Genomic DNA, 25,465 nt, shown 5'->3' on the forward strand with positions numbered 1-25,465 from the left:
TGGCTATACGTCAGATGTATTTACTGTAAATGATGCTGTGACTGAAACAGAGCTCATTGAGTTAAATGATGTCGGCAATGATATCGTAAAAGGTTCTGTTAAATTAGTTAAAGTAGACGGGGAAACAAACGAGACACTCCCAGGTGTAGAGTTCCAGTTAGAAGCTACCAGTCTCGTGAACAGCGGAACGTATGAAGCGACGACACATACAACAGATGAGAATGGTGAAATTAGCGTTGAAGGTCTTCGCCCTGGTACTTATCGCTTTACCGAAGTCGCTCCACTTGATGGTTATCAACCGCATGTAGGGGAGGTTACTTTTGCGATTAATTTCCCACACGATGAACAGCTCGTTGAGCTCGAGGTCAGTAATTATAAGTTGACGTCTATTCCTGTTCGTAAAGTGTGGAATGATAATAATCAACCAGAAAATAGACCGGATGTTATTACGGTAGAATTACTTCAAAATAATCTGCCAACAGGTGAGACACTTGAATTAACGGCTGAAAAGAATTGGGAAGGCATATTTGAAAATTTAGATGCGATTGATTCAAACAGTGATTTCTATGAATATACAGTAAGAGAAGTTGTCCCTGGAGAGGGGTATTTACTTCAATCAGTGACAGGCAATCAAACAGATGGTTTTGACATCCAAAATGTTGAAACAACAGACATAACGATTGAGAAAACATGGTTAGATGCCTCATCAGATGTGAGGCCAGAAGAAATTACGGTTACGCTCTACCAGGATGATGTGGCATTTGAAACGTTAACGGTTAAAGCCATTGATAATTGGCAAGGTCAATTTGCCGATATTCCTATATATAATTTGGATGGTAGTCCGTTCAATTATCGTGTAGAAGAAAGTGACATACCAAACTATGATCTGTCACAAATTATCGAAACAGAGACAGGATTTGAAATTGAAAACGTCCGTTCAGCATTAACTGATGTGACAGGTGAGAAAGTGTGGTTAGATGATGAAGCTAACGATCGACCAGAAACAATTACCGTTCACTTACTTCAAAACGGAGAAGAACTTACCAGTCAAGAAGTTAGTGATGTAACCGGATGGTCTTATAGCTTTAATGAGCTAGATGCGTTTGATGAGAATGGTGTTGCGCATAACTATACCGTAGAAGAAGCACCTGTTCCTGGTTATGATGTAAGTTATGAAGAAACAGATACAGGGTACGATATCACTAACGTGCGTGTTGGAACGATTGACGTGAGTGGTGAGAAAACGTGGTTAGACGGTGAGTCATCAGACCGTCCTGAATCGATTACCGTGAATCTACTCAGAAACGGTATAGAGATTGATCAACAAGTCGTTAATTCAGCCGATAATTGGCTATACAGCTTCACGGATTTACAGGAGTATGATAATCAAGGTGTTCGCTACACATACACCATCACAGAAGAATCAGTAGAAGGCTACCAATCTGAAGTGGACGGGTTTGATTTGACTAACCTCCGCGTTGGTGAAACATCTATTAGTGGAGAGAAAATATGGTTAGATGATGATAATCCTGAGCGGCCAGAGGACATTACCGTGAACTTACTTCAAAATGGTATCGTCATTGACTCACAACTTGTCAGTGAATCAAGTAACTGGATGTATCATTTTGATCAACTTCATGCCTTTGACGAAGAAGGTGTTCGGTATAACTATACCGTAGAAGAAGCACCTGTTTCTGGTTATGATGTAAGTTATGAAGAAACAGATGAAGGTTTCGACATTACTAACGTACGTGTGGGCAGAACGGAAGTTAGTGGAGAAAAAACGTGGATAGACGGTGAGTCATCAGACAGACCTGAATTGATTACGGTGAATCTGCTCAGAAACGGTATAGAGATTGATCAACAAATGGTCACGTCAGCTGATAACTGGCGATACAGCTTCACGGATTTACAGGAGTATGATAATCAAGGTATTCGCTACACATACACCATCACAGAAGAACCTGTGGAGGGATATGACACAACGATTAACGGTTATGATATTGAAAACCTCCGTGTAGGAACGGTAACGATTAGTGGAGAAAAAACGTGGCAAGATGACGATCCAACGGATCGCCCAGAGTTGATTAAAATCAATCTACTTCAGAATGATGTCGTGATTCAAACACTTGAAGTGACGGCAAAGGATGGTTGGACCTATCAATTTAAAGACATACCAGAATTTAATGAAGTAGGTGAGCGTTACGAATATCGGGTAACAGAAGATGGTGTCCCAGGTTATCACACGGAAATTGATGGCTATAACGTGATTAACACACGAACAGGTGAGACGTCGGTTACTGTTAATAAAACTTGGTTGAATGATTCACTATTGGATCGCCCAGAATTTATCACTGTTCATTTACTCCGTAACGGCGAACGAGTGGATACAATTCAAATAACCAGTGGAATGGATTGGTCCTACACATTCCGAGACCTAGCTGCTTATGATGATTTCGGTAAGGTGTATATCTATACGATTGCAGAAGAATCGATACCAGGTTATGAGACTGTCATCGATGGTATAACATAACCAATGAAAAAATAGTCGTTAGTATACATGAGGAGCCAGAAGATTCTGATGAAGAAACTTTACCAAACACAGCGACAACATTATTTAACTATTTATTAATGGGCGCTGTATTAATGGTAATTGGATGGATAAGTCTAATGACTTCAAAAAAGAGAACAAATAAATAATTTTCCTTAAAAAGATAAAAGCTATCACGACTGTGTGATAGCTTTTACTCTATAGACAAGGTTAAGTATGGTATTGTCTTTGCCACTCTGCAAACCATTTTTTTATCGTTGTATCCATTGACACGTTTAAATCGTGAAGGTGTTTTTTTAAATCTTTGTATTGATGTTCTACCAGCATGCGATAATTTAAATCCGCATAGAGCTTCATTAATTGAAAAGCTACTTGTTCGTCATCTGGACGATGTTTAATTATTGTTGTATACCAACGCGAGGCTTGTTTAATGTCATTTTTTTTAAAATGAAAGTCGGCGAATAACTTGGCGTGATGTAACCAAATTTCATCTATTTCAAACCGTTCAGCTTCAGCCAGATATAATCAAGTTCTGCTAAATAAACACCTTTATACATATCTAAATGACGCTGATACTCAGATTGAGTAGCATCCGTTAGTACGGTTGATTTATTAAAAAAAGCACACCATAAGTGTTTATCAACCTTTGCGTGATTTAATTTAACAGCATAGCCCTGATCGATATTAGCGATTGTAATAAAATGACTGAATGGTTTTAATGATTTTCTGACGTTATAGATATTCACATAGAGATTAGCAAATCCCTTATCAGGGTCAACATCTGGCCATAGCGTTTCAACCATTTTACTTTTTGATAAAACGTCCCCAGCATGGTGAAGTAAAAATAGAAATACTTCTTTTGATTTACTCGTGCGCCACTGAATCGTGGCAGTAATAGAAGCATCATCCATAATAAACTCAAGCGATCCTAGCACTTGAATCAATAACTGTCTATTTTCAGAGAGGATGGTATTGTTAGGCGGTAATTGCTGTTCTATTCGTTTAATGGTCTTTTTTAAACGATTTAATTGAACGGGTTTTAATAAGTAATCGAGTGCACTTAATTCGAAAGCTTCGATTGCATAACTTTTATGTGCCGATACAAAAACAATATGTATATGAGGGTACTGTTCATTCAGTTGTTCAGCAAGAGATAGTCCATCAACCTCGGGCATCTCGATATCTAAAAATACCACATCTATTTGTTTTAATGTGTCAGTGTGGTCATCAAGATATGGTGTTGTGGAAGTGAACAATATATGTATATTAGCTAACTTCTTTAATTGATGTGTAAGAAAATCAATGGCCATGGTCTCATCGTCAAAGATACAAACTTTCATCATCGTGCCTCCTTTGTTGTGACCTATTACCTAAAAACGTTATGAACGTGTTTAGATTTAGTCAAGCTGTCGCTGTTATAATTATTAGACGAGTTATTTGAAATATTATGGTAGAATAGGAGTGACTTAAAATGAATATCAATTATTATCTAATTATTATTATTGTGTTAATTGTCATTATATCACAATTATCCATAAACAGAAATAAATATAAACGCCTAGCACTAACAGATGCGACGACAGGATTACCGAATAAACGTGCCCTTAGTAAACTTATGAATAAAAAAAACGGCGAGCATTATGTCATTTATTATATTGATTTAGATACGTTTAAAAAAATCAATGACAGTTATGGTCATGATTGTGGTGACTATGTATTAAAACAAGTAGCCGATCGCCTGTCGTTGATTGTGAAGCAAGATGAAAACGTCTACCGTGTAGGTGGAGACGAGTTTATTTATCCAGCAAAACGGCACAATGAGAAAATACAAGAGACGCTTTCTTTTGCGATACTAGACAGTATAAAACAATCGATTGACTATCAAGATGTGTCGATCAACGTGACCGCGACAATAGGTATATCTGAAAGTTCGGTGTTAAATAAGTCCGTAATGATTGAAGCTGATCAAGCTTTACTTTTAGCTAAAAGATACCGCAAAGGATCGGCTATGCATTATTAATTAACTAAGAACAGTTAAGAAGGTGATTAAATGTTTAAACAAGAACAGTTAATGCAAAAGCGGTATATATTTTTATTGGCGTTAGTATTTATACTGATGCTGATGAGTTTTCGTTTTATTTGGATTCATGCCCATCAAACCGTTGAGTACCCATTAATCGATAACGGTGAACTAGATTTATCTCATTGGACATTTACTGATGAAACTTTATCTCTTAACGGGGAATGGACTTTTTATCCACAAGCTTTCATTGAGACAGAGGGAACAAAGATAGGACAAAAACAAACAACAATTGATGTGCCAAGCGATTGGACATACGTGCTAGACGGTGTTTATCCAGAGTCAGAGGCTTATGGGTATGGGAGTTACAAAGCAACGATTCAATTACCCTCTGATCGTCCGTCTATCTTTGGTGTCAGAATAAAAAGCTTACATACAAGTTCAAGAGTTATCGCAAATGGCGAAGTAGTAAAGACAGTGAACACACCAGCTACATCATTTGAGTCGATACCAACTTTTCGCGGACCTTTTTACGCCTTATTTCCACTCGCTCCTGATACAGATACCCTTCATTTAGTGATTGAGTTGTCAAACTATGATACACCTTATATGGGTGGTATTAATAAGTCAATTACCTTTGGGTCGGACGAAGCCATTGCAAAAGAAGTGAATATGCAAGAAACCCTACAGATGACAGTAATTATCATCTTATTACTACATGCTATCTATGCTTTTTTGCTTTCTATTATTGGTAAACGATTCAAACAAAAAGAACTCGTTTTATTTGGTTTAATGCTTGTCTTTATGGCTCTTGGTAGTGCACTAGATGACGAGACGTTTATTCAGCTACCTATTCAGAATGAGTACAGCTTTAGAATTATGACGTTTTTTTACGTGTGTTTACTCATATTGATGGTGCAGTTTATTCACCGATTATTCCCGATTCATCATCGCTTTGTGAAAGTTGTCACTGTCATTAATGGTGTGATGGGGGGGTTAACTCTAGGGATTGTTCCGTTTGAGTATCTATCTATTCTTCTTGGCTTATACTATGTGTTTTATTTTGTGACCATCAGCTATATGATGTATTCAACGATCCAATATATTAGAAAAGGAGAAACGGACGGGTATTTCATTTTGTTTTTCATCATCAGCTACACGTCTAATATCATTTGGGGTTTTTTAATGCTGAGTGACATCGTTGACTTTCCGTTTTATCCGTTTGATTTTATTTTTGCGATTCTATCAATTGCCTTATTGTTATTTAGCCGTCATCACCACTTACTAATTGTGTCGGAAAATCAGCGCGCAAAGTTAATCGAAGAGGATCAAAAGAAAGATCAATTTTTAGCAAATACATCACATGAGATTAGAAATCCTCTACATGCGATGATTAATATCGCCCAAACTTTATTGAATGAACATGAGGCACTTGATTCGGAGACAAAGTATCACTTATCATTGATGATTAGAATTGGTCATCAGTTGACCTTTACCTTAAACGATATATTGGATATCACAAAACTAAAAGAGCGAGATATTACTTTAGAAAAAGCGATCGTCGATATAAAAACATTGACGGATGAAGTCATTGATATTGTGACATTTATGACGAATAAAACGGAGGTAAGCATTGAAAATCATCTTAATCCAACCGTATTCGTTTACGCTGACCGCCATCGCTTGCTACGGATACTGTTTAATTTACTGCATAACGCAGTGAAATTCACAGATAGAGGGATCATTGTTGTCGAAGCAAAAAAACAACAAACGATGCTTAAAGTGTCTATCATAGACCCAGGAATCGGTATGACCGAAAAAGAAATGGAGCGTATCTTTCAGCCTTATGAAAAGCTCTCGACGTATGAACGAGATGCAGGTGGTATTGGTCTTGGACTGAGTATTTCTAGACAACTTATTGAACAGCACGGCGGTATGCTTCAAGTATCATCAGAAAAAGGTGTTGGATCAGAATTTCATCTGACGTTACCGCTGGCTACTGATAAGCAAGTGAGTGACTCAGAACTCATGAAGCAACCATCATCTATCGTACTGCCCGAAATGAAAGAAGATGCCTCACCCACAAGGCATCGATCTAATAAAGCGTTACCGAAAGTACTTGTTATTGATGATGATAGTGTGAATTTAAAAGTACTTAAAAGTATGCTTGAGCCAGTTTATGATGTTGTTGCGACAACGAGTCCAGAGGCTGCTCTTCAACTTATTGATGAACAACTTTATGACTTAGTTATCTCTGACGTGATGATGCCTAAACTATCTGGTTATCAGTTAACAGAAGAAATCAGAAAACGCTACACACTCTCAGAGCTGCCTATTTTACTTCTTACGGCTAGAAGTCAACCAGAGGATGTGTATACGGGCTTTTTATCAGGTGCGAATGATTATATTGTAAAACCTGTCGATTCGTTGGAATTGCAAGCACGTGTGAGAGCATTGACGGAGTTAAAACAATCGATTCATAGACAACTTCAATTAGAAGCGGCTTGGTTACATGCACAGATTAAACCGCATTTCATTTTCAATACATTGAATGCCATTGCCTCGCTGAGTACGACAGATATTGATCAAATGGTTGATTTAATCCACGCTTTTGGTCAGTATTTAACGAATAGTTTTAGTCTGAATAACACAAAGCAACTTATTCCGCTGTCCGAAGAGTTAGAGTTGGTGGAAGCCTATCTTTATATTAATCAGTTGCGTTTTAAAGAAAGAGTGGCTTATGAGGTGGATGTAAATAAAGTAGAAGGTGTTTATCTACCACCGCTTGTGCTCCAAACTTTAGTGGAAAATGCATTGAAACACGGGATTTTAAAACAGGGCAATGGTGGAATGATTACGATTTCTGGAAAACGGTATGCTTCTCATTATCGACTGGAAGTAATAGATAATGGTGTTGGCATTTCTAGTGATAAGTTAAAAGAAATCTTACGCAATGAGATTGATGAGAAACATATTGGATTAGCTAATACGAATATGCGACTGAAGAAACTGTGCCAGCAACAATTAAATATTCAATCGATAGAAGGTAAAGGAACAACAATTACGATTGATTTACCAATTAATAAATAAAAAGCAGGACCCAATCACGTTAAATGTGACTGGGTCCTGCTATTTTTTGTAACTGTCTACTAAGATAGTGATAAAACCATTAACTTATAGGTAAGTGTTCTTTCACTTGATCTATCGCATCATCCAGTGAAGATGCTTCAATTTCCGTTATTAATTCGTCAGGATAAACCGTTGAATGGTTATAACGTGGATCATAATAATAGTCGAGTAAGTCCCGGACGACAGAACGATAGTCGTGTAACTGAAGAGCTTCTTCAATTCGGTGAGCGACAGGTGTATGTATCCTACGTTTGATAATCGAGAACGCCTCAACGAACTGATGGTGATACGGTTCTGGATGATAGTCTGATAGAATCAAATCAATCCGCTTCTCAATAGGTAAAGAAATAAACAATTGTTGACTCTGTTCTTTATGTTGGAAGAAGCGGTCTGGAATTTTTATTTTGCCAATTCGAGCACTTTCACCTTCAATCACGATATAAGACGCCTCTTGATAATGCATGAGGCTTCACCTAAGTAAAAATCAAACATGCGTTGGTTCGTTGATGGTAAGCCAATCTGACCGAAGATACTCCCGCGATGACTCGCCATCTGTTCTAAGTTAATGACAGGATACCCTTGTTTTTTTAAGGTGTGTAATATTTTCGTCTTCCCATTCCCTGTATGACCATTTAAGACAAAGAGTTCGGGAATGTGAATGGTTTTAAGCTGCTCTTTCATCCAAAGTCGATAAGCTTTAATGCCACCACTTAGTCGGTTCACATTGATATTCATTAAATCCAACACGGTTGCGGCTGTTTTACTGCGCATCCCACCTCGCCAACAAAAAACAGTGATAGGCTCAGGTAGTTGTTTAAAGGCGTGAATAAAGGCCGGTAACTTCTTAGCGTAAATCTCTAAACCACGGTCTTTGGCGGCCTCTTGTCCTTGTTGTTTATAAATGGTACCAACTTCTGCGCGTTCATCATCGGTAAACAGCGGGATGTTGATCGCACCAGGTATGGTGGCATCGTTGAATTCTTTCGGTGACCTGACATCCACAATGGTTTTTCCAGCTGTTTTTAAATCAAACACATCTTGCGGGTTAATATCTTTAAACATCGTTGTCATCCTTGTACATAAATGTGTCCTGGTGTCCCGTCTGTCACGTCACCAATGATACGTGCATCCATCCCTTTAAGTTTGAGGGATTCTAAAATTGACAGCGCATCACGTTCATGCACACTCATCAATAAGCCACCAGAAGTGACCGCGTCCGCTAAGATTAATTGGTCAATCTCATCAAAGCGCGCGTCAAAGTGAACGGAACTTTTGACATGCTTTAAGTTATTTTTGGACCCACCAGGGATATTGCCATTTTCCGCCAACTCTCTTACACGTGGTAAGACGGGTACATCGGCTTGTTTAACTGTAATCGCTTGATGACTCTCAGTTGCCATTTCAGTTAAGTGACCAAGGAGACCAAAGCCGGTGACATCGGTACACGCATGGACGTTATAGTTGTTCATCACTTCGGCGGCTTCTTTATTTAAGGTTGCCATCACTTCAGTGACGCGTGTTATTTCTGGTTCTGTGAGCTGGTTATTCTTCAGCGATGTCGTTGAAATGCCTACACCAATCGGTTTTGTGAGAATCAATTTGTCTCCGTGTTTAGCGCCAGCATTTGTTTTGACGCGTGCAGGATGAATGGTCCCTGTCACAGCTAGTCCAAATTTTGGCTCTTGGTCATCGATGGAATGACCACCGACAAGATGACAGCCTGCTTCTTTTAACTTATCACTCGCCCCGCGTAAAATCTCTGTCAAAATCGCTTTATCTAAGGAGAAAATAGGAAAGGCGACAATGTTTAAGGCGGTGATTGGTTCACCACCCATGGCATACACATCACTCATCGCATTCGCTGCTGCAATCCGTCCAAAATCATAGGGATCATCAACAATAGGTGTAAAGAAATCAACAGTTTGAACAATTGCTAAGTCATCAGTCAGCTGATACACACCCGCGTCGTCACCGGTATCAAGACCGACAAGTAAGTTTGGGTCGTGAGTCTGTTTAGGCAGTTGATGCAAGACTTCGCGTAAATCACTCGGACCAATCTTACAGCCACAACCACCTTTTGTTGTTAATGTTGTTAATTTTACTTTTTCCATATAGGCGCCTTCTTTCGTTTAGTTCATTATGTAGATACATTTAGTTTAACACGTTGTGTGAATATTTGTCATAAACAAAGGATGGGTCGTTCTTATTCAATCATGATTTAATCTTTATGTTTAAGTGCGGTCGCTGGTGCAGGGTATTTTTTCGCATTCTTTTTCATCTTCGACTGGATAATGCCTGAGACATCTAATTCAAGTGTTGAGCTAAGTGTGAAGGCATAAATGAACACATCAGCGAGTTCATCCTTTATCTCATCTAAGTGATTGTTTACAGCTGCGTCACTCGTTTGCCACTGAAAGCATTCCAGTAATTCAGCAGCTTCAAGTGAGAGAGATAGTGCTAAATCTTTAGCGTTATGATGTTCACGCCACTGACGAGCGTCGCGAAAAGCATCGATTTGTGTGATGAGGTTGTTAAGATCAGTCATTGTTATCTTCCTTTCATGATTAGTTTAAGTTAATTATACACGAAAAAAGCTAGAGCGAGGAGCTCTAGCTTATTAGTGGAATTGTTAAGTGATTATTCGCTTGGTACAAGGTCACTAATGGAGTCAATCTCAACATAGGTTGGAACCGCTAGACCGGTTTTCGCTTTTTCATAAGCGGTACCGAGCTTAACAAATTCCCCTTCGTAACGTTCCACAAACGCCCCGTGAGTGAGTGGTAACCAAGCAGCTGTCGTAATATCAGCAGAACCTGAAGCGATTGATTCAAACATAATTGCTGGGTCGACCGTCGTAACATTAACAGTAAAGCCATGGCTTTCGAGCGCATGTTTTAATACGTAGGCTGGGAATAATTCTGAATCCCACGATGTTACAACAAACTCAATGGTTCCGCCGTTTCCTTCTGCGACACCTTCAGTAAAGGCCTTAACGGTCTCTTCGTTTTCTACTACCCACGTTTCCACAACTTCTGGTACAGAAATTTCTTGTTTTTGTGATTGTAATAGACCTTGTTCAATCGCATCAAGTTCTAAATAAAAGTTTTTGACGATGTCAGCGGCGATTGGAAAATCTTCTTCAAAGCCTAAACGGGTTAATTTATACACGTCTTCTTCGCCACCGAATAATTCATCGGGATCATCTAAATACTTAATGTCATACTTTGCGAACATATAGTGTGGTGACCAAGCTGAGACGATAATCGGTTCTTCGTTTTGAATCGCTTGATCGAGCTCAGTCAGCATCGCTCCTGTTGAAGATGTTTGGTGTGTCCACCCCTGTAGGTTAGCTTCATTGGCGATTATATCATCAATAACACCGGACATACCCGCCCCTGGTTCAATACCTGTGATGGTGTAATCAATGTCTTCGCTGATGGCTGCGCCTGCATCTTGTTCTTGGTCATCCTCATGAGAGTCAGCATTGTCAGAGTCATCACCACATGCGGCAAGGATAAGGACAAGCATTAGGCTTAAACTAAGTAAAATCTTTTTCATATGTTTCATTAAAATCTCTCCCTTAAAATGTATGTGTATGCATAAATGTTGATGTAAAAAATCATTCCTACGTCTTATAGATCGCCAGTTTAAAAACAGAAAAACAATCGATCATTATTTTAACCTCACATTTATCATAAATTAGCTTTTAATACGACTGAAAATAATGCGTACCATATAATGATACCGTACGACGGAAGATTTACGCAAAAACGAGGAGCAAGTCTAGAGATAGATTTAACTGGATGAACGTTGTTCTCCTATATTTATCAATCAGTTCTCATAGACATACGAGCGATTACTCGAAAATACATAGAAGGTTGATGTTGGCATGCGCTTACATTATAATATTTGGAAAAAGTGATGAATGTTCTCATCTATTATAAAAAAAGTGTTTACTAGAAATGTAATGAGGGGACATAGTAGATAAGCGTATAAAATGAAAATTTTTTGATAGAGGAGCTTATCAATGACAACACAAGAAGAAAGACGACAACAGATTATTGACCGTTATCATTTTAGACACGCGACAAAAGCTTTTGATCCGGAAAAAAAGATTCCAAAAGAAGATGTCGACGTTATTTTTGAAGTGGCACGCTTGTCACCGAGCTCCTTTGGCATGGAACCGTGGCAGTTTGTCGTTGTTGAAAATGAGAAAGTGAAACAATTAATTAAAGACCACTCGTGGGGAGCAAAGGCTAAAGTGAGTGACGCGAGCCACTTTGTTTTAATCTTAGCCCGAACCCACGAAGATGTGCGCTTTGATTCTACTTATCTTAAGGAGCATTATTTACATCACTTACATTACCCTAGAGACGTCGTGGAACATATGAAAGATGTGATTGAGAATTTTCAAAAACATGATTTTGCGCTATTTGATGACATGCGTTACTTAGATGATTGGTCGATGAAACAGACATATATTCCACTCGCTAACATGATGAGTGTAGCCGCAGAACTCGGGATTGATTCATGTCCTATTGAAGGTTTTAACCGTGAAACGTTCGATCAACTGTTGCGAGACGTTGGGGTGTACGGGGAATCGTTTACTTTATCAGTAATGGTGGCGTTTGGTTACAGGAAAGAAGCGCCGAAACCAAAACAACGGCGTGACTTGAATGATGTGGTCACCTGGGTGTAAGGTCAGATAACTTTTGTTGATGATGCGAATATTCGCCAATCAACAGGAGTTTTTATGTCGTGTGGCGAAATAATCATAGAAAACAAAAGTGAAGATCATGAAAGGAGGAAAGCAGATGGAGAAAGTATACCCACTTCAAGTGGACGGATATACGATGCACGGGGTGTTAACCGTTGTAGAAGAACAAGCCCCCTTGGTAATCTTTAGCCATGGTTATAATGGAACAGAAAAGCATCTGGCGGGATTTTGTCAGTTCTTAGCTCAATACGGGATTAATAGTTACCGGTTTGATTTTCTTGGCGGGTCGGTGAATGATTCAAGTGAAATGAAGACAGAAGATATGACAATTCTGACGGAGATGCGGGACTTACTGGCGGTCGTTGATTATTTTGAACAAGCGCCGTTTGTTGATGCTAAACAGCTGTATCTCTTTGGTGCATCGATGGGGGGGCTTGTCTCTAGCCTAGTCGCTGAGGCCAGACCAACAGTCGCCGGCTTATTTTTAATGTTTCCCGCCTTTTCTGTTGCGAGAGACTGGCAACAACGATACAAAACGAAAGCAGATATTCCAGAACGTCTCGTCTTTTGGGGCATGCCGCTTGGGTACCGGTTCTTTGATGTATTACTTGATTTTACTTTAGAAGATGAAATCGGCACTTACCAAGGACCGGTCTATATCATTCATGGGGATGAAGATGCGGTCGTGAGCCATGCGGTCACCGATTGGGTGAAGCCACTTTATCGGCAATTAGATGTAAAAATCTTACCTGGTGAAGGACATGGATTTTCAAAAGCTGGAGAAGAGGAAACAGGCGAGGCGTTACTACAGTTCATTCAGCAGCATTAATATAGAGGGAAATGTTAAAGGTGCGGGTGTTAGGTATTATTAAACAAAAAAAGCGAGCCAAGACGGCTCGCTTTTCTTCTATTCACTTGCATTATCGAAGTAGTCTTGAATAAATTGTTCCACTTGTGCCTCATTATGTTCGACGGTAAGTCCAGTATCGACGAGTGGACTGACAGTAGAGACGGCTTTTAGTTTATTGCTTGATAGAAGGAGATAAACTCTTCTTGGTCTATTGAGTGAAGCACAGCTTGACGTAATGCTTTACTTGTAAGGGGTCCTTCATCTGTATTCATCGCAACATACGTGACACCGTTACTTTGGTTTGTTTGAAGGTAGAGTGATGCATCCTCTTCGACGGTTTCATAACGGTTTTCCTTAATGCCATAGAGGACATGAACTTCTCCATTTCTTAAGGCAGAAAGCGCACTTTCAGCATCTTGAATAAACTTGACTAACACGTCATTAATCTTAGGTTCATGATCGGTTTCTGGCATGTAAGCAGGGTTTTTAACAAAACGTGCCTCATAATCATTCTTACTAATTAATAGATATGGGCCACTGGCATATAACGTGTTGTCAATGTCATTACCTTCAATGACTGTCCGCTGGTCGCCATAAGCAATATCTGTATTCACATCATAATCTTCCACATTAAACGTATTGATCTTTTCGACTTGGTCTTTCGATACAATCCCCGCTGATTGGTGAGCAAGGTAATTGAGCACTTGCGGGAATGGATTCGCCGTCGTGATTTTAACAACTTGATAGTTCCCCACCGCATTGTTGACGTCATCTTCAGAATCGACTAAAGCATTAATAGGCGATGCTAAGCCTTCAGATAAAACATCTTTAATGGATGTGCCATCGGCATTTGTTTGGTCGAGTTCTGTTATGTCTGTCACGACTTCAATCGTTTCCATACTTTCATGCAGACTATAGGTACGGTGATCCGGGACAGAGTTTCTATCCTTAGCACGATTAAGTGAGAAGACGACGTCTTCAGCTGAGACGAGTTCACCTGAGTCAACGGCCGTGTCATTTTCGACTTTGGCGAAGTTAATATCATCGCGTAAAATGAAATAATAATCCGTATTACCGTCACCAATGGCGTAATTGTATGATAGAGATCCATCAGATACAACCTGATCATCATCTGTTAAATTAACGAGTCGGACATACATATTTGTGTTGAGCGTATTAATAGAGCCGTCATTTCCTTTAATTGGGTCAAGTGACGTTAACGTACTGATCGATTGGTGGAACAGCAGTGGGTCTGTTTCACGCTTTGATTCATCATTAAAGTCATATTGTTCCCAGACAGCGGCACGTGAACGTGGTAAACGTACAGTGTCAACATCAAGGATATCCTGGTTGATGCCTTGAGCTTTATATGAGATATAAAGCGGCGCAATATATGCTTCATCTAAAACGATATGTTGTTCTAATTCTGTATACGTTTGTTGATAGTCCTCTGGTAATTCTGTTGCTGCTTGGTTAATCAGTTCATCAGCTTTTTCGTCTTTAAAGAGACTGTAGTCACCATCTGAAGTGAAAAGTGAGCGTACCGCATAATCCGGGTTACCAGTTACCGTCGTCCAACTTGTGACCGCTAAATCATAGTTTTTCGCATCACGTTGGGTCGCAAAACTACCGTAATCAGGCTGGATGTTTAATTCAACATCAAAACCACTTTTAGTCAGTTGGTCACGCAAGATATTGACATCATCCTCACTTGTGGCTAAACCTAAAATATTGATAGTTGGCAGTTCCTCGGTTGTGTTGGTGTTGTCATCTGATACGTCCGATTCGGTGTTCAGGCATCCGGTTAAACCGAGTAGTACCGTAGTGAGTAATAAAAAGAGCCATTTTTTCATCTGTGTTTCCCCCTTAAGATTTATATATAGCTAACATCTAAAATAAGATGGTGAATCACGTTAAGCATTAATGCATCTTCGGATCAAGCGCATCGCGTACACCATCACCTAAAAAGTTAAACGATAAAACGAGCAAAATAATGGATAGTCCTGGAAAAATCGCCAAGTACGGTTCTGTTTCTAAATAGGTACTGCCAACACGTAAGACATTGCCCCATTCAGGTACGTGTGGTTCAACCCCAAGGCCAAGAAAACTTAAGCTACTCGTTGCAATGACAGCCGTTCCAATGGCGAGTGTGGCACGAACAATCATCGGTGCGAGGGCATTAGGAACGATATGTTTAAAAAGTATCTTCCATTCAGATTCCCCAATCGCACGGGAAGCCTCAATATATTCGAGATTTTTAATCATGAGGACGTTCGCCCGCATCGTCCGGGCAAACATGGGAATTGCCCCAATACTTAAGGCAATAACTAAGTTCGTTGTATTTGATCCAAAAGCGGCGATAATCGCAATCGCTAGAAGAATACCTGGAATCGCGTATAACGCATCGAGTATCCGCATAACGGTTTGGTCCACAAGTGGATGGAAATAGCCACTGATCGCCCCAAGCACGCCCCCAATGAGCATAGGGATAAGCGTGGTTAACACGCCGATGGATAAGGAAATCACACCACCACGGACAACCCGTGAATATACGTCACGACCAAAGTTATCTGTTCCAAATGGATGCGTGAGACTAGGTTCCAACAATAAGGTTTGATAGTTATTTTCTACCGCAAAGCTTTCAACGAAAGTAAAAGTGCTCATCCATGATAGTGAAAAAATGATGACAATAAACAACAAACCTAACATCGCCGTAAAGCTTCGGGTAATCTTTTGCCAAAATTGACTGGATTGTTCGCGTTTAGATACATCCGTTTGAATGTAATGAATATACAGCTGATAACTGAGTAAGAGCCGGATAACATTTCCGGTAAGCGCGGTGATGACGAGAAAAATAATCAATAAACGCATACGTGCTGTTAACTGTTTAGTTTCCATTAAGTCAGGTTTTAAATAGTGTATCAACAGGCCATCAGTAACGGTAAGGACTACCAGACTGATAAGAATGACCAGAAAACTGTTGGTGACATAGGGCTTAAATATATTTAGAGCTGTAAGAGCAACTAAAAAGACATCAGCGATAAAAATATACGTCATAAAGGTATAACTGATGGTTTCTTTCTCTTGTCTTAGCCTAAAACCAAAGCTTGCGGTAAAGACATTACCAGAAAAAAGACTAAAGACCTGAAGTAAGGTGAGGGCGCGTGTTAATTTAGAGTGAGCCACTGGTGTTATACCTTCTTTAACTAGTCTGTGTAAGAGTACGCTTTGGATGATGCTCTCAATTAAAAAGGCGAGTGCTAACAACGTGTACACGGTCGTAAGATGAATAAACGCTTGATATAAGAAAAATATAGTGAACACAAGTGACAATACAAGCGCAAACTGTCCGTGTTTATAACGGTCATGTTGTTTGATTTGTTGGGTCGTCATGAGTCTCCTCCTCTCTTCGTGTATGTTATAGGTTTAATCATTGAGTTCAGCTCGTAAGCGTGGATTAAGCAAGGCGTATAGTAAATCAACGAGTAAATTCACCACAGAAATCATCACCGCAATATAGACAACCCCAGCAAGAATTGCCGGAATATCGGGAATGAACTGTTTGTCCACGATATAACTACCGAGCCCTTGAATATTAAAAACCTTCTCCGTTACACTGGCCCCACCAAGCATGGCTCCAAACTGTAAGCCAATAACGGTCAAAATGGGAATCCAAGCATTAGGGAGCGCATGTTTTGTGAAGATACGCCTGTTCGACAATCCTTTCGCTTTAGCGGTCACAATATAATCTTCATGCATGACTTCTAAAATTTCTGATCGCGTCATCCGAGCGATGGTTGCTGAGAGGCCTGTTCCTAAGACAATGACCGGCATGATGAGTGATGCGAATTGTCCAGGAATATACGTCGATGGCAACCAGTCTAGTTCAATCGCAAACGTTAAGATAAAGATGAGACCTTGCCAAAAGCTTGGAATTGATAAACCAATGAGTGCAAGGAACATAAAACTGTAATCCCAAAAGCTTTGAACTTTAACCGCAGAGATAATGCCAATCGGTACGGCAATAGCAATAGCTAAGACAAGAGAAAGAAAAGCCAACGTAAGGGTGACCGGGAAGCGGTTTTCAATGTTGAGTAACACATCTTCATTACCTTGATACGTTGTTCCTAAATCAAACGTGATAAAACCATGCAAGCGATCCGTTAGTTGCACGAGATACGGCTGGTCTAAACCAAATAATGCCTCGAAGTTTTCACGTTGTGCTGCGGTTGCTTGATCTCCTAGTATATTCTGGGCGGGGTCCTGTGGTGAAAAATAAAGCAAAGTAAACACAATGACAATCACCGAGAAGATAACAAAGACAGTCGCTACGAGTCGTTCAAAAATAAACCGAATCAATCCGTGATGATAAATCAAATAAAAGAGATAAAGAAAAAAGCCAAGGCACAAGTGTCAAGAGTAAAAAACGTCGTGATTGCAACAACTGTTCAAAAAATTGCGGGTAATTTAATCTGTATTGTTGTTCTGTTTTTTTAGAAGCGCATATTCCTTAGAAATAAATGCTTGTTTTTCATTTTCATTCGGATCGCGATTGAAATAATCTATTCGCTGATCATAATCCGTTGAGAGTTGCTGGATCATCTGTTGGTCTAAAAGAGTTGCTGTCGCAGGTTGCTTACGTTTTTTAAACTGAAAGTACAGCAGTGCTGGTATGTGAATCACGATACCTAACAACCAATGAATGAGGCGCAAGCCAACTGAGGCTTGACTAACGTGAAACCCTTTGATTAAACGTGTCGTCATGTTTTAATCTTCCTCCTTTCAAAATACTTGATAATTCCTACCTGTTTAGTATACAATAACTTAAACAAGATTATAGATAGTCTTTAAGGTAATGTCAAATATAAAAATTTAATCTGTCTTAATGTATGTCTTCATTCAGACACTATGCATATATGAAAGAGGACAATAAACAAGACGTACCTTAAGGTACGTGACTAAATAGAAGTAGGTGAGTGTATGTCAGTATTAACAACTGAAAATTTATCGGTTGACTTTAAACGAATGAATGAGACTCATCGCGTCGTCAACCAGATTAATTTTTCAATTGCGAAAGGTGAGACGCTAGGCATCGTAGGAGAATCAGGTTCTGGTAAAAGTGTGACGGCGAAAGCGGTGATGAAATTATTAGATGAACAACAAACAGAGGTAGCGATAGAAACGCTTGACTATAATGGAAACGATATCGCCAGTTTAAATCAGAAACAAATGACAAAAGTGCGAGGGAAAGAAATTAGTATGATCTTTCAAGATCCGATGAGTGCTTTTAACCCAACGATGAAGATCGGGAAGCAATTGATTGAAACAGCGCGGGTACATTTGCAGCTTTCAAAAAAAGAGGCAACGCATCGTGCCCTCGATATGCTTAAGAAAGTAGGCATTGACCGAGTCGACGAACGTTTTCATCAATATCCGCATGAATTCTCAGGTGGCATGTTGCAGCGGGCAATGATTGCGATGGCGCTTATTTGCCGTCCGAAACTACTGATTGCGGATGAACCGACCACTGCTTTAGATGTAAGGATTCAAGCACAAATCTTGAAACTAATGAAAGATCTCCAACAAGAAATAGAGATGAGTATTATATTAATAACCCATGACTTTGGTGTCGTCGCTGGGATGTGTGACCGTGTTGTTGTGATGAAGGATGGTGAACTTGTAGAAGAGAATGATGTTACTTCTATCTTTAACGCGCCTAAACATCCTTACACGAAAAAGCTGTTAGAAGCACTGCCACGTTTACACGAGGATAAAGTATTAACAAAAGAGTCCAAAAATGAAGAGACACTATTATCTGTATCAGGGTTAACAAAGGTGTTTCAGCTGAAGAACGGAAAGAAACTCCAAGCAGTTGAAGATGTGAGTTTTGATATTAAACGAGGGGAGACACTTGGACTCGTTGGTGAGTCAGGATCAGGTAAATCAACAACAGGACGATTAATTCTCCAATTAGAATCTTTAACGGCAGGTAGTGTCACCTATAAGGGGATGCGGATTCACCGCTTTAATAAACAAGAACGGCTTAAATTAAGACGCGATATTCAAATCATTTTCCAAGATCCAAAAGCATCACTAAACCCGCGAATGAAAGTGATGGACATTATCGGTCAACCACTGGATGTCCATCAATTATATAAAGACAAAGATGCTCGTAAGAAACGGATAGAAGAATTATTGCTGCTTGTCGGATTAGAACGTGAGCATATGTACCGCTATCCACATGAATTTAGTGGGGGGCAACAACAGCGGATTGGGATAGCCAGAGCACTGGCTGTTGAACCGGAGTTTATTGTCTGTGATGAAGTCCTATCAGCGCTAGACGTATCGATTCAAGCGCAAATGGTCGAGCTTTTAAAAGACTTACAAGAAAAGTTAGGTCTGACTTATTTATTTATCGCCCATGACTTGGCAATGGTGAAACATTTATGTGACCGGGTTGCGGTGATGTATGACGGAAAACTGATTGAACTCGGATCATCTGTTGATGTTTATAATCAACCGCTGCACTCCTACACACAAGCACTCATTGATGCTGTACCTATACCAGACCCAGGCAAAGAAAGAGAAAAGTTACACGCCTATCAACCAGGAAAACTTAACTTTGTGTTTGATAATCGTTGGGTTGAAAAGAGTAAGGGACATTGGGTTAGAGAATAAAGGGTCATTGATAAAACAAGGTATAAAAAACAAGGACAACATTAAGTGTTGCCCTTGTTTAGGAGAGAGAAAGTAAATTTAATTATTTTCTAACTGATCAGCTAACGCGATAAACTGATCGACATCTTTAGCCATTAATTTCACGCCTTCGGCCCAGAAGTCAACGTTAGTCACATCAACGCCTAAGTGTTTCATCGCAAGATCTTCAACCGTCATGGCTCCAGTATCTTTAAGTAAGGCAATATATTTCTCTTCAAAGTTTTTAGGTTGCTTTAAGTATTCTGCGTAAATACCTAAACTGAATAAGTAACCGAATGTGTACGGGAAGTTATAAAACGGGACATCATCAATAAAGAAGTGCAGTTTACTACTCCAAAAATGAGGATGATACGTATTAAGTGCCCCGTGGAACGCTTCTTTTTGTGCTACAGTCATTAATTTTGACAGTTGTTCGTGTGAGACAACGCCATTTTTTCGTGCTTTGTAGAAGTTGTCTTCAAAGATAAATCGGGCATGAATGTTCATAAACATAGCCGTTGCCCCTTCAAGTTTATTATTTAATAATGATAGTTTTTCTTCATCTGAGCGTGCCGATTGAACGGTCGCATTCGCAATGATTGTTTCAGCGAAGGTACTTGCCGTTTCCGCCACGTTCATCGCATAATGTTGATTCAAGTACGGGACATCGGTTAAGACGTCAGAATGAAAGGCGTGTCCTAATTCATGGGCAAGCGTGCTCGTATCAGATGCAGAACCAGTAAACGTCATAAAAATCCGCGACTCATCAAATTCAGGTAAGCTCGTGCAGTAACCACCCGGACGTTTATCGTTACGATCTTCAGCTTCGACCCAACGATTTTCTAACGCATGTTTAGTAAAAGCAGTCAGTTTAGGGAAGGCGCTAAAATGTTTGATGATAAAGTCACAAGCTTCGTCATAAGTAAATGTCATAGCTTCGTGATCGCCTACAGAGAGTGGCGCATCAACATCTTGCCATGCCAATGAATCTAACTGTAGTAGCTGTTGTTTTTTCTTTAAGACGTCACAAATGGTTGTTTGTTGTCTGAGACAGCTTGCCACATCGCCTCTAGTGTCGCTTTTGACATCCGGTTATATTCAAGTGGTTCTTCTAAATGATCTTTATATTGATGCTTCTCTTGTAGTGTCATGCGGTAACCATCTAAGTGATTTAACACATCGGCGAATATTGGAGCCTGATGATTAAATGCTTCTTCCCAGGCCGTGAACAGTTGTTTTCTTACCTCAGGATCATTGTCTTGCGACATTCTATTCATTGCTTGTCCGATGGACAAGTTGACGGTTTCTCCTTGCTTGTTTGTCCACGGGATTGTCATCGTTGAGATAATCGTGTCATACACCTGACTCCAAGCAGCAAGTCCATCTTTATTTAACTCCGCAATTAAAGTTTCTTCTCGTTCTGAAAGAAGACGGGCACCTTTTTTGCGCTGCTCTGTTAGGACAAAGTTCATTGGTACTAAGTCGTCATCGGCTAAAAACTGAGCAAATGTTTCTTCATCAAGGTCGACGAGTTTTTGGGTGAAGTGATTCCCAACTTTATTTAATTCGCTAAAGAGCACCATGATTTCACCCTTAATAACAGGCGCATAAGTATCTTTTGTGTTCGCATCATGAGCCATATTAGCAAATGTAGATGCTTGTAGTAAGGCTTTTTCTAGTTTTTCTTGTTCGGTTAAGAGTTGTTTGAAGTCTGATAACCGATTGGTAAACTGATTGACGTTTGCTTTAAACGCATCTAATTCTTGTGCTATTGTTTGAAGTTTTTCTTTAAGGGCAGGTGATGCGGTGCCACCAGAAAAAATCGCATCTAAATCCCATGTTTGTGCATAATTCAACATAATCACCTTTTCCTTTTGTTATTTTTTCTCGATATAAGCTATGAAGGAAAGAAAACTTAACGCATCTACGCTAAGTTTTCTTGACTGTGACCTATTAGTCGTCCAGTTGGACATTATGATAAACATTTTGAACATCTTCTAAATCTTCTAAGGCATCAATCATTTTTTCAAATGTCTCTAAGTCCTCACCAGATAGTGTGAGTTCGTTTTGTGGTAACATCGCCAGTTCAGCGACAGTAAAGTCTTCGACCCCTGCTTGTGTTAGAGCTTCTTGTACCGCATGAAATTGATCAGGCTCGGCGTAAATAATGACCGCACCATCTTCATCGACAACGTCACGTACATCAAGGTCCTGTTCCATCATCAGTTCAAAAATTTCATCAACCGTTTTACCTTCAATACCTAAGACAGCAGTATGGTCAAACATATAGCTCGCTGAGCCATTCGTTCCCATGTTACCTCCATTTTTACCGAATGTCATCCGGACATCAGCAGCCGTACGATTCACGTTATTCGTTAACGTATCGACAATCACCATCGACCCACTTGGGCCAAAACCTTCATAACGGAGTTCATCGAAGTTCTCTTCACCGCCACCTTTTGCTTTATCAATGGCACGGTCAATTATATGTTTTGGTACACTATAAGTTTTCGCGCGTTCCAAAACAAATTTGAGCGCTTGATTAGATTCAGGCGAAGGTTCGCCTTGTTTTGCGGCCACGTAGATTTCGCGTCCGAATTTCGCATAAATCCGGCTGGTGTTTTTATCTTTACTGGCTTTCTTTTCTTTAATATTGTTCCATTTACGTCCCATTATTACACGCTTCTTTCTTCTTTAGCTTTAGTACATCATCGTTATTTATTATACACGAAATGAGAAGTGGATAAAGAAAAAACAAGAAAAAAGTACACAACAACCAAGTTAATTATCAAGCGGATAATCGTTTTTTAAGTCTTCACCATTAAATAGTCGTTTGGTCGTCCAAGGCTGTGCTTTATCTTGCCAAAAAGGTGCTGTTTCTTTTAAACCAAGGGGTAAAAAGATAACGGATGCAAGATAAAGACTTCCCGTTGAGATATAAACCTCACCAAGTCCAGGCTGGTGTCCACTGACACCAATGGTTAAATAGCCTGCTTCATTAAAGGTGTTAGACTTTTCTAACGTTTGTTCAATCACCGCATCCAGTGCCGCTCGCAATTGTCCAGGTGAAAGATCAGTTAGATCTTCACGCCAAGCGTGATGCGCAAGATTATGAAAGATGCCCGTTCGATACGCAAGCGATCGACCAGTCGCAGGAAACGTACCTGTTGGTGAAATCATGCGTTCAAGTATAGTGCTGTAGCGCTTGCTGCGGGTTAAAATCGGTTCTTTTAATATATCCCAATCAGGGTGCAAAACGCCCGTTTGTGTCACGATATCGACAAGCATCGGATGAATGACGATACTATTATAATAATCTTGATGATAACGCGGACCATCACTGTAGGTGCCATCACCCACATACCAGGCATTAAATTGTTTCAAACTGAAGTCAATACGCATCGGATCCCAATCCTCTTCTCCCACGCCATATAAGAAAGTTTCAATCATAGCTGAAAATAACAACCAGTTAGAGTAAATAGGCTTGCGCGTTCGGGTTTGTTTCAAACAGTGAATGATTTGTTGTTTCGTCTCATGTGGCAATGGCTCCCATAAACTAGTTGGTGCGCGTAGTAAAGCTTGGGCCAAAAAGGCACTGTCGACTATGGGTTGCAGTCCTTCACTAAAGTTAAAATAGTCATGAGAATGGGGATCTGTTCCAACATGTAGCGCTTGTTTTATGTATGTGAGATAGCGTGTTTGTAATTCTTTTTCGCCTTCGTCAATCGCAGGTGTTTCTAACCAAGGGGCGATACCAACAAGCAATCGACTAAAAGCTTCTAGATGGGTATAGTCTTCTTGCTTAGTATCTGGCTTTTTTTCAATCGGCATGGTTTGTTTTAGTTTATCTTGACTTAACGGGATGATAATCGGTTCAGTTAGTTGTGTTAATAATTTTAACCAGTGTTTGCGTGTATCAGTCATAAGGTATGGTCCTTTCTTTGCGGTATTGTTCGGGTGTTATATCAGTAAATTTGTTGAACTGACGATAAAAAGTTGCCAGTGATTCGTAACCAACTTCAAAGCCAATCATCGTGGCAGAGCGATCTGTTTCTAACAGTAGTAAGCAAGCTACGTCTATTCGCTTTTTATGAATCGCCTCATAAGGTGTTAGCTGGTAGATCGCTTTGTAAATACTGGACACATGTCTCGTACTTAAGTTGAAGAGCTTGGCTAATTGATCATTTGAGTGAATCTCATAATAATGTGTTTCGATATACTGATGAATGGCTTCTGAACGTGAATAAGACCGGTCATTACTCGGTGCCGTCTTTAACCTTGTCACCAACAGCAACAACTGTTGGCAAGTTAGTTGTAAATCGAGTTGATCAAGTGGTTCCTTGCTTTTCGTTAGTTGTAGTACCTGTCTAAAAGCCTGTCTTAACTTGAGCTGATGTTGGCGAGTGGTTGATAATAGAAATACCGATTGAAACGGAGGCCTTGAAAATACCTCCTGTAATACGGGCGCGAGCATTGTTTCATCAACTCTTAAAGCAAGCAGGGTCATTTGCGTCGTTGTCGTCACCGCATGGGTTGTCTCTTTAGGGATAAAGACAAGTGATTGGTCAGTAAGTGGTGTCGTGTGATGTGTGTGATAAAGCATCCCGCTCCCTTTTAGTACATACAATAACTGTAAGTCTGGATGGTGATGGCGTTGTTGACTCGCTTTTTTTCGGTGATGGTTTTCTTCGATCTGAATCAGCTGTTTGATGTCACTCACCCCTTAAAGATGCATTGATAGTTTTTTTCCAGTGATGCAGTGTTTGTACGTCTTGATTAAACTGATTAATATTATCATTTTTGACAAATTCCATTAAATAAAGATGTGATTGTGATTGCTCAAGCACACGGATGTAGTCGAGCCAAGTCGACTCACCTGTATCTAGTGGATAGCGATTAAAAGTCTCGTCCCACTGAAACACATGGATATGACTAATATATGATTGGAGCATGTTTAAATCAAGGACTTGCTGCTCTTTAGTAAAAGATCCAAGAGGTTGCCAGTATAGCTTCACATTCGGTTGATTAACAGCTTGAATCAACTTGAGCGCTGCTTGTCCTGAATCAGTATAGGTAAAGGCATGATATTCAAGATGGAGTGTGATCGCGTGTTTTTTGGCTTCTATAGCACAACGTATAATATCTTGTACAATGTGCTGAAACGTTTCTTCTGAGTATGTCTTAGGAGTTTTTGATTTGTCCATTCTTCCGGCCCAGATGCGAATATGGGACGTTTCTAGGGCGAGCGCCGTCTCTAAGACAGCATCGAAGTCTTCCTCTGTCCCCGCATGATAATATGAGCCATAAGAGGAGACACGTAAACCGTGAGCACGGGTTAAGTCTCCGATTTCTTTAGCCCGAGTGAGATTGCCAGGCGGTACGTGGATATCTCCTCCCCATTCGATCGCCTGGAGTTGTTGGTCTTTCGCTAGTACAATAATGTCTTTTGGTGTGTGTTGTCGAAAAGTAATGGAGCAGAGTCCAAGTTCCATTGTGTCACGC

The 25,465-nt window shown here is 39.9% G+C and carries 23 protein-coding genes and 1 pseudogene; 7 read left to right on the top strand and 17 right to left on the bottom strand.

The genetic code is table 11. The features are described 5' to 3' along the window. The first annotated feature begins 37 nt into the window (after window positions 1-37). Together JCM19043_RS01930 and JCM19043_RS18490 are read left to right on the top strand one after the other, a co-directional pair. On the top strand, window positions 38-2,533 hold the full coding sequence (locus JCM19043_RS01930; protein WP_062319522.1) for a Cna B-type domain-containing protein: 2,496 nt from the start codon (window positions 38-40) through the stop codon (window positions 2,531-2,533). Between the two features lie 23 nt (window positions 2,534-2,556). Continuing rightward, window positions 2,557-2,700: an LPXTG cell wall anchor domain-containing protein gene (locus JCM19043_RS18490; protein WP_369813726.1), complete on the top strand. Its 144-nt coding sequence runs from the start codon at window positions 2,557-2,559 to the stop codon at window positions 2,698-2,700. A 61-nt stretch (window positions 2,701-2,761) separates the two neighbouring features. On the opposite strand, the gene JCM19043_RS18495 is transcribed toward JCM19043_RS18490, so the two are convergent. Then, window positions 2,762-2,908 carry a hypothetical protein gene (locus JCM19043_RS18495; RefSeq protein WP_369813717.1) on the bottom strand — a complete coding sequence of 49 codons (147 nt, stop codon included), beginning with the start codon at window positions 2,906-2,908 and terminating at the stop codon, window positions 2,762-2,764. Window positions 2,909-3,042: 134 nt separating this feature from the next. After that, a complete protein-coding gene (locus JCM19043_RS01935) occupies window positions 3,043-3,891 on the bottom strand; it encodes a response regulator (RefSeq protein WP_062319524.1) in 849 nt (282 codons plus the stop codon). A gap of 131 nt (window positions 3,892-4,022) precedes the next feature. On the opposite strand from JCM19043_RS01935, the gene JCM19043_RS01940 reads away from it, so the two are divergent. Next, window positions 4,023-4,571 carry a GGDEF domain-containing protein gene (locus JCM19043_RS01940; protein WP_062319526.1) on the top strand — a complete coding sequence of 183 codons (549 nt, stop codon included), beginning with the start codon at window positions 4,023-4,025 and terminating at the stop codon, window positions 4,569-4,571. Between the two features lie 30 nt (window positions 4,572-4,601). Then, the gene (locus JCM19043_RS01945; RefSeq protein WP_062319529.1) at window positions 4,602-7,661 is read left to right on the top strand and encodes an ATP-binding protein; all 3,060 of its coding nucleotides are present in this window, start codon (window positions 4,602-4,604) and stop codon (window positions 7,659-7,661) included. Between the two features lie 79 nt (window positions 7,662-7,740). On the opposite strand, the gene JCM19043_RS18500 is transcribed toward JCM19043_RS01945, so the two are convergent. From JCM19043_RS18500 to JCM19043_RS01965, 5 genes are all read right to left on the bottom strand, one after another. Continuing rightward, on the bottom strand, window positions 7,741-8,163 hold the full coding sequence (locus JCM19043_RS18500) for a hypothetical protein (RefSeq protein WP_369813718.1): 423 nt from the start codon (window positions 8,161-8,163) through the stop codon (window positions 7,741-7,743). Further along, the gene (locus tag JCM19043_RS18505; RefSeq protein ID WP_369813719.1) at window positions 8,133-8,762 is read right to left on the bottom strand and encodes a rhodanese-like domain-containing protein; all 630 of its coding nucleotides are present in this window, start codon (window positions 8,760-8,762) and stop codon (window positions 8,133-8,135) included. The genes JCM19043_RS18500 and JCM19043_RS18505 overlap by 31 nt, the downstream gene beginning before the upstream one ends. A gap of 5 nt (window positions 8,763-8,767) precedes the next feature. Next, window positions 8,768-9,811 (bottom strand): selenide, water dikinase SelD, encoded by a 1,044-nt coding sequence (gene selD, locus JCM19043_RS01955; protein ID WP_062319531.1) that lies wholly within the window; start codon window positions 9,809-9,811, stop codon window positions 8,768-8,770. Window positions 9,812-9,918: 107 nt separating this feature from the next. Further along, window positions 9,919-10,245: a nucleotide pyrophosphohydrolase gene (locus JCM19043_RS01960; RefSeq protein ID WP_062319533.1), complete on the bottom strand. Its 327-nt coding sequence runs from the start codon at window positions 10,243-10,245 to the stop codon at window positions 9,919-9,921. 92 nt (window positions 10,246-10,337) lie between these two features. Further along, entirely contained in the window at window positions 10,338-11,267 is a 930-nt protein-coding gene (locus tag JCM19043_RS01965) for a glycine betaine ABC transporter substrate-binding protein (RefSeq protein WP_062319535.1), read from the bottom strand. A 460-nt stretch (window positions 11,268-11,727) separates the two neighbouring features. Between JCM19043_RS01965 and JCM19043_RS01970 the strand changes: the two genes are divergently transcribed. Then, window positions 11,728-12,399: an NAD(P)H-dependent oxidoreductase gene (locus JCM19043_RS01970; RefSeq protein WP_062319536.1), complete on the top strand. Its 672-nt coding sequence runs from the start codon at window positions 11,728-11,730 to the stop codon at window positions 12,397-12,399. 115 nt (window positions 12,400-12,514) lie between these two features. After that, entirely contained in the window at window positions 12,515-13,246 is a 732-nt protein-coding gene (locus tag JCM19043_RS01975) for a S9 family peptidase (RefSeq protein ID WP_062319538.1), read from the top strand. A 78-nt stretch (window positions 13,247-13,324) separates the two neighbouring features. On the opposite strand, the pseudogene JCM19043_RS01980 reads toward JCM19043_RS01975, so the two are convergent. From JCM19043_RS01980 to JCM19043_RS01995, 4 genes and pseudogenes are all read right to left on the bottom strand, one after another. After that, window positions 13,325-15,120: pseudogene (locus JCM19043_RS01980) on the bottom strand (ABC transporter substrate-binding protein). A 67-nt stretch (window positions 15,121-15,187) separates the two neighbouring features. Next, window positions 15,188-16,660, bottom strand: a complete 1,473-nt coding sequence (locus tag JCM19043_RS01985; protein WP_062319539.1) for an ABC transporter permease — start codon at window positions 16,658-16,660, stop codon at window positions 15,188-15,190. 33 nt (window positions 16,661-16,693) lie between these two features. Next, window positions 16,694-17,644, bottom strand: coding sequence for an ABC transporter permease (locus JCM19043_RS01990; protein ID WP_062319542.1), 951 nt, complete (start codon window positions 17,642-17,644; stop codon window positions 16,694-16,696). Window positions 17,645-17,734: 90 nt separating this feature from the next. Further along, window positions 17,735-18,031 carry a hypothetical protein gene (locus JCM19043_RS01995; protein ID WP_062319545.1) on the bottom strand — a complete coding sequence of 99 codons (297 nt, stop codon included), beginning with the start codon at window positions 18,029-18,031 and terminating at the stop codon, window positions 17,735-17,737. A 216-nt stretch (window positions 18,032-18,247) separates the two neighbouring features. Here JCM19043_RS01995 and JCM19043_RS02000 point away from each other — a divergent pair, with 216 nt between their 5' ends. Beyond that, window positions 18,248-19,945, top strand: a complete 1,698-nt coding sequence (locus tag JCM19043_RS02000; protein WP_062319546.1) for an ABC transporter ATP-binding protein — start codon at window positions 18,248-18,250, stop codon at window positions 19,943-19,945. Between the two features lie 78 nt (window positions 19,946-20,023). Here JCM19043_RS02000 and JCM19043_RS18510 read toward each other — a convergent pair whose 3' ends face one another. From JCM19043_RS18510 to JCM19043_RS02025, 6 genes are all read right to left on the bottom strand, one after another. Then, entirely contained in the window at window positions 20,024-21,025 is a 1,002-nt protein-coding gene (locus JCM19043_RS18510; protein WP_369813720.1) for a M3 family metallopeptidase, read from the bottom strand. Then, window positions 20,980-21,822: a hypothetical protein gene (locus JCM19043_RS18515; protein WP_369813721.1), complete on the bottom strand. Its 843-nt coding sequence runs from the start codon at window positions 21,820-21,822 to the stop codon at window positions 20,980-20,982. The genes JCM19043_RS18510 and JCM19043_RS18515 overlap by 46 nt, the downstream gene beginning before the upstream one ends. Window positions 21,823-21,916: 94 nt before the next feature. Next, the gene (locus JCM19043_RS02010) at window positions 21,917-22,636 is read right to left on the bottom strand and encodes a YebC/PmpR family DNA-binding transcriptional regulator (RefSeq protein ID WP_062319549.1); all 720 of its coding nucleotides are present in this window, start codon (window positions 22,634-22,636) and stop codon (window positions 21,917-21,919) included. A gap of 108 nt (window positions 22,637-22,744) precedes the next feature. Next, window positions 22,745-23,887: a DUF2264 domain-containing protein gene (locus tag JCM19043_RS02015; protein WP_062319551.1), complete on the bottom strand. Its 1,143-nt coding sequence runs from the start codon at window positions 23,885-23,887 to the stop codon at window positions 22,745-22,747. Further along, entirely contained in the window at window positions 23,880-24,683 is an 804-nt protein-coding gene (locus JCM19043_RS02020; protein ID WP_062319553.1) for an AraC family transcriptional regulator, read from the bottom strand. Before JCM19043_RS02020 ends, JCM19043_RS02015 begins: the two co-directional genes overlap by 8 nt. Next, entirely contained in the window at window positions 24,676-25,455 is a 780-nt protein-coding gene (locus JCM19043_RS02025; protein WP_062319555.1) for a sugar phosphate isomerase/epimerase, read from the bottom strand. Before JCM19043_RS02025 ends, JCM19043_RS02020 begins: the two co-directional genes overlap by 8 nt. Between the last annotated feature and the right edge of the window lie 10 nt (window positions 25,456-25,465).

Origin of the sequence: Halolactibacillus sp. JCM 19043, assembly GCF_001310395.1 — a bacterium.
Classification (GTDB): domain Bacteria; phylum Bacillota; class Bacilli; order Bacillales; family Amphibacillaceae; genus Halolactibacillus; species Halolactibacillus miurensis.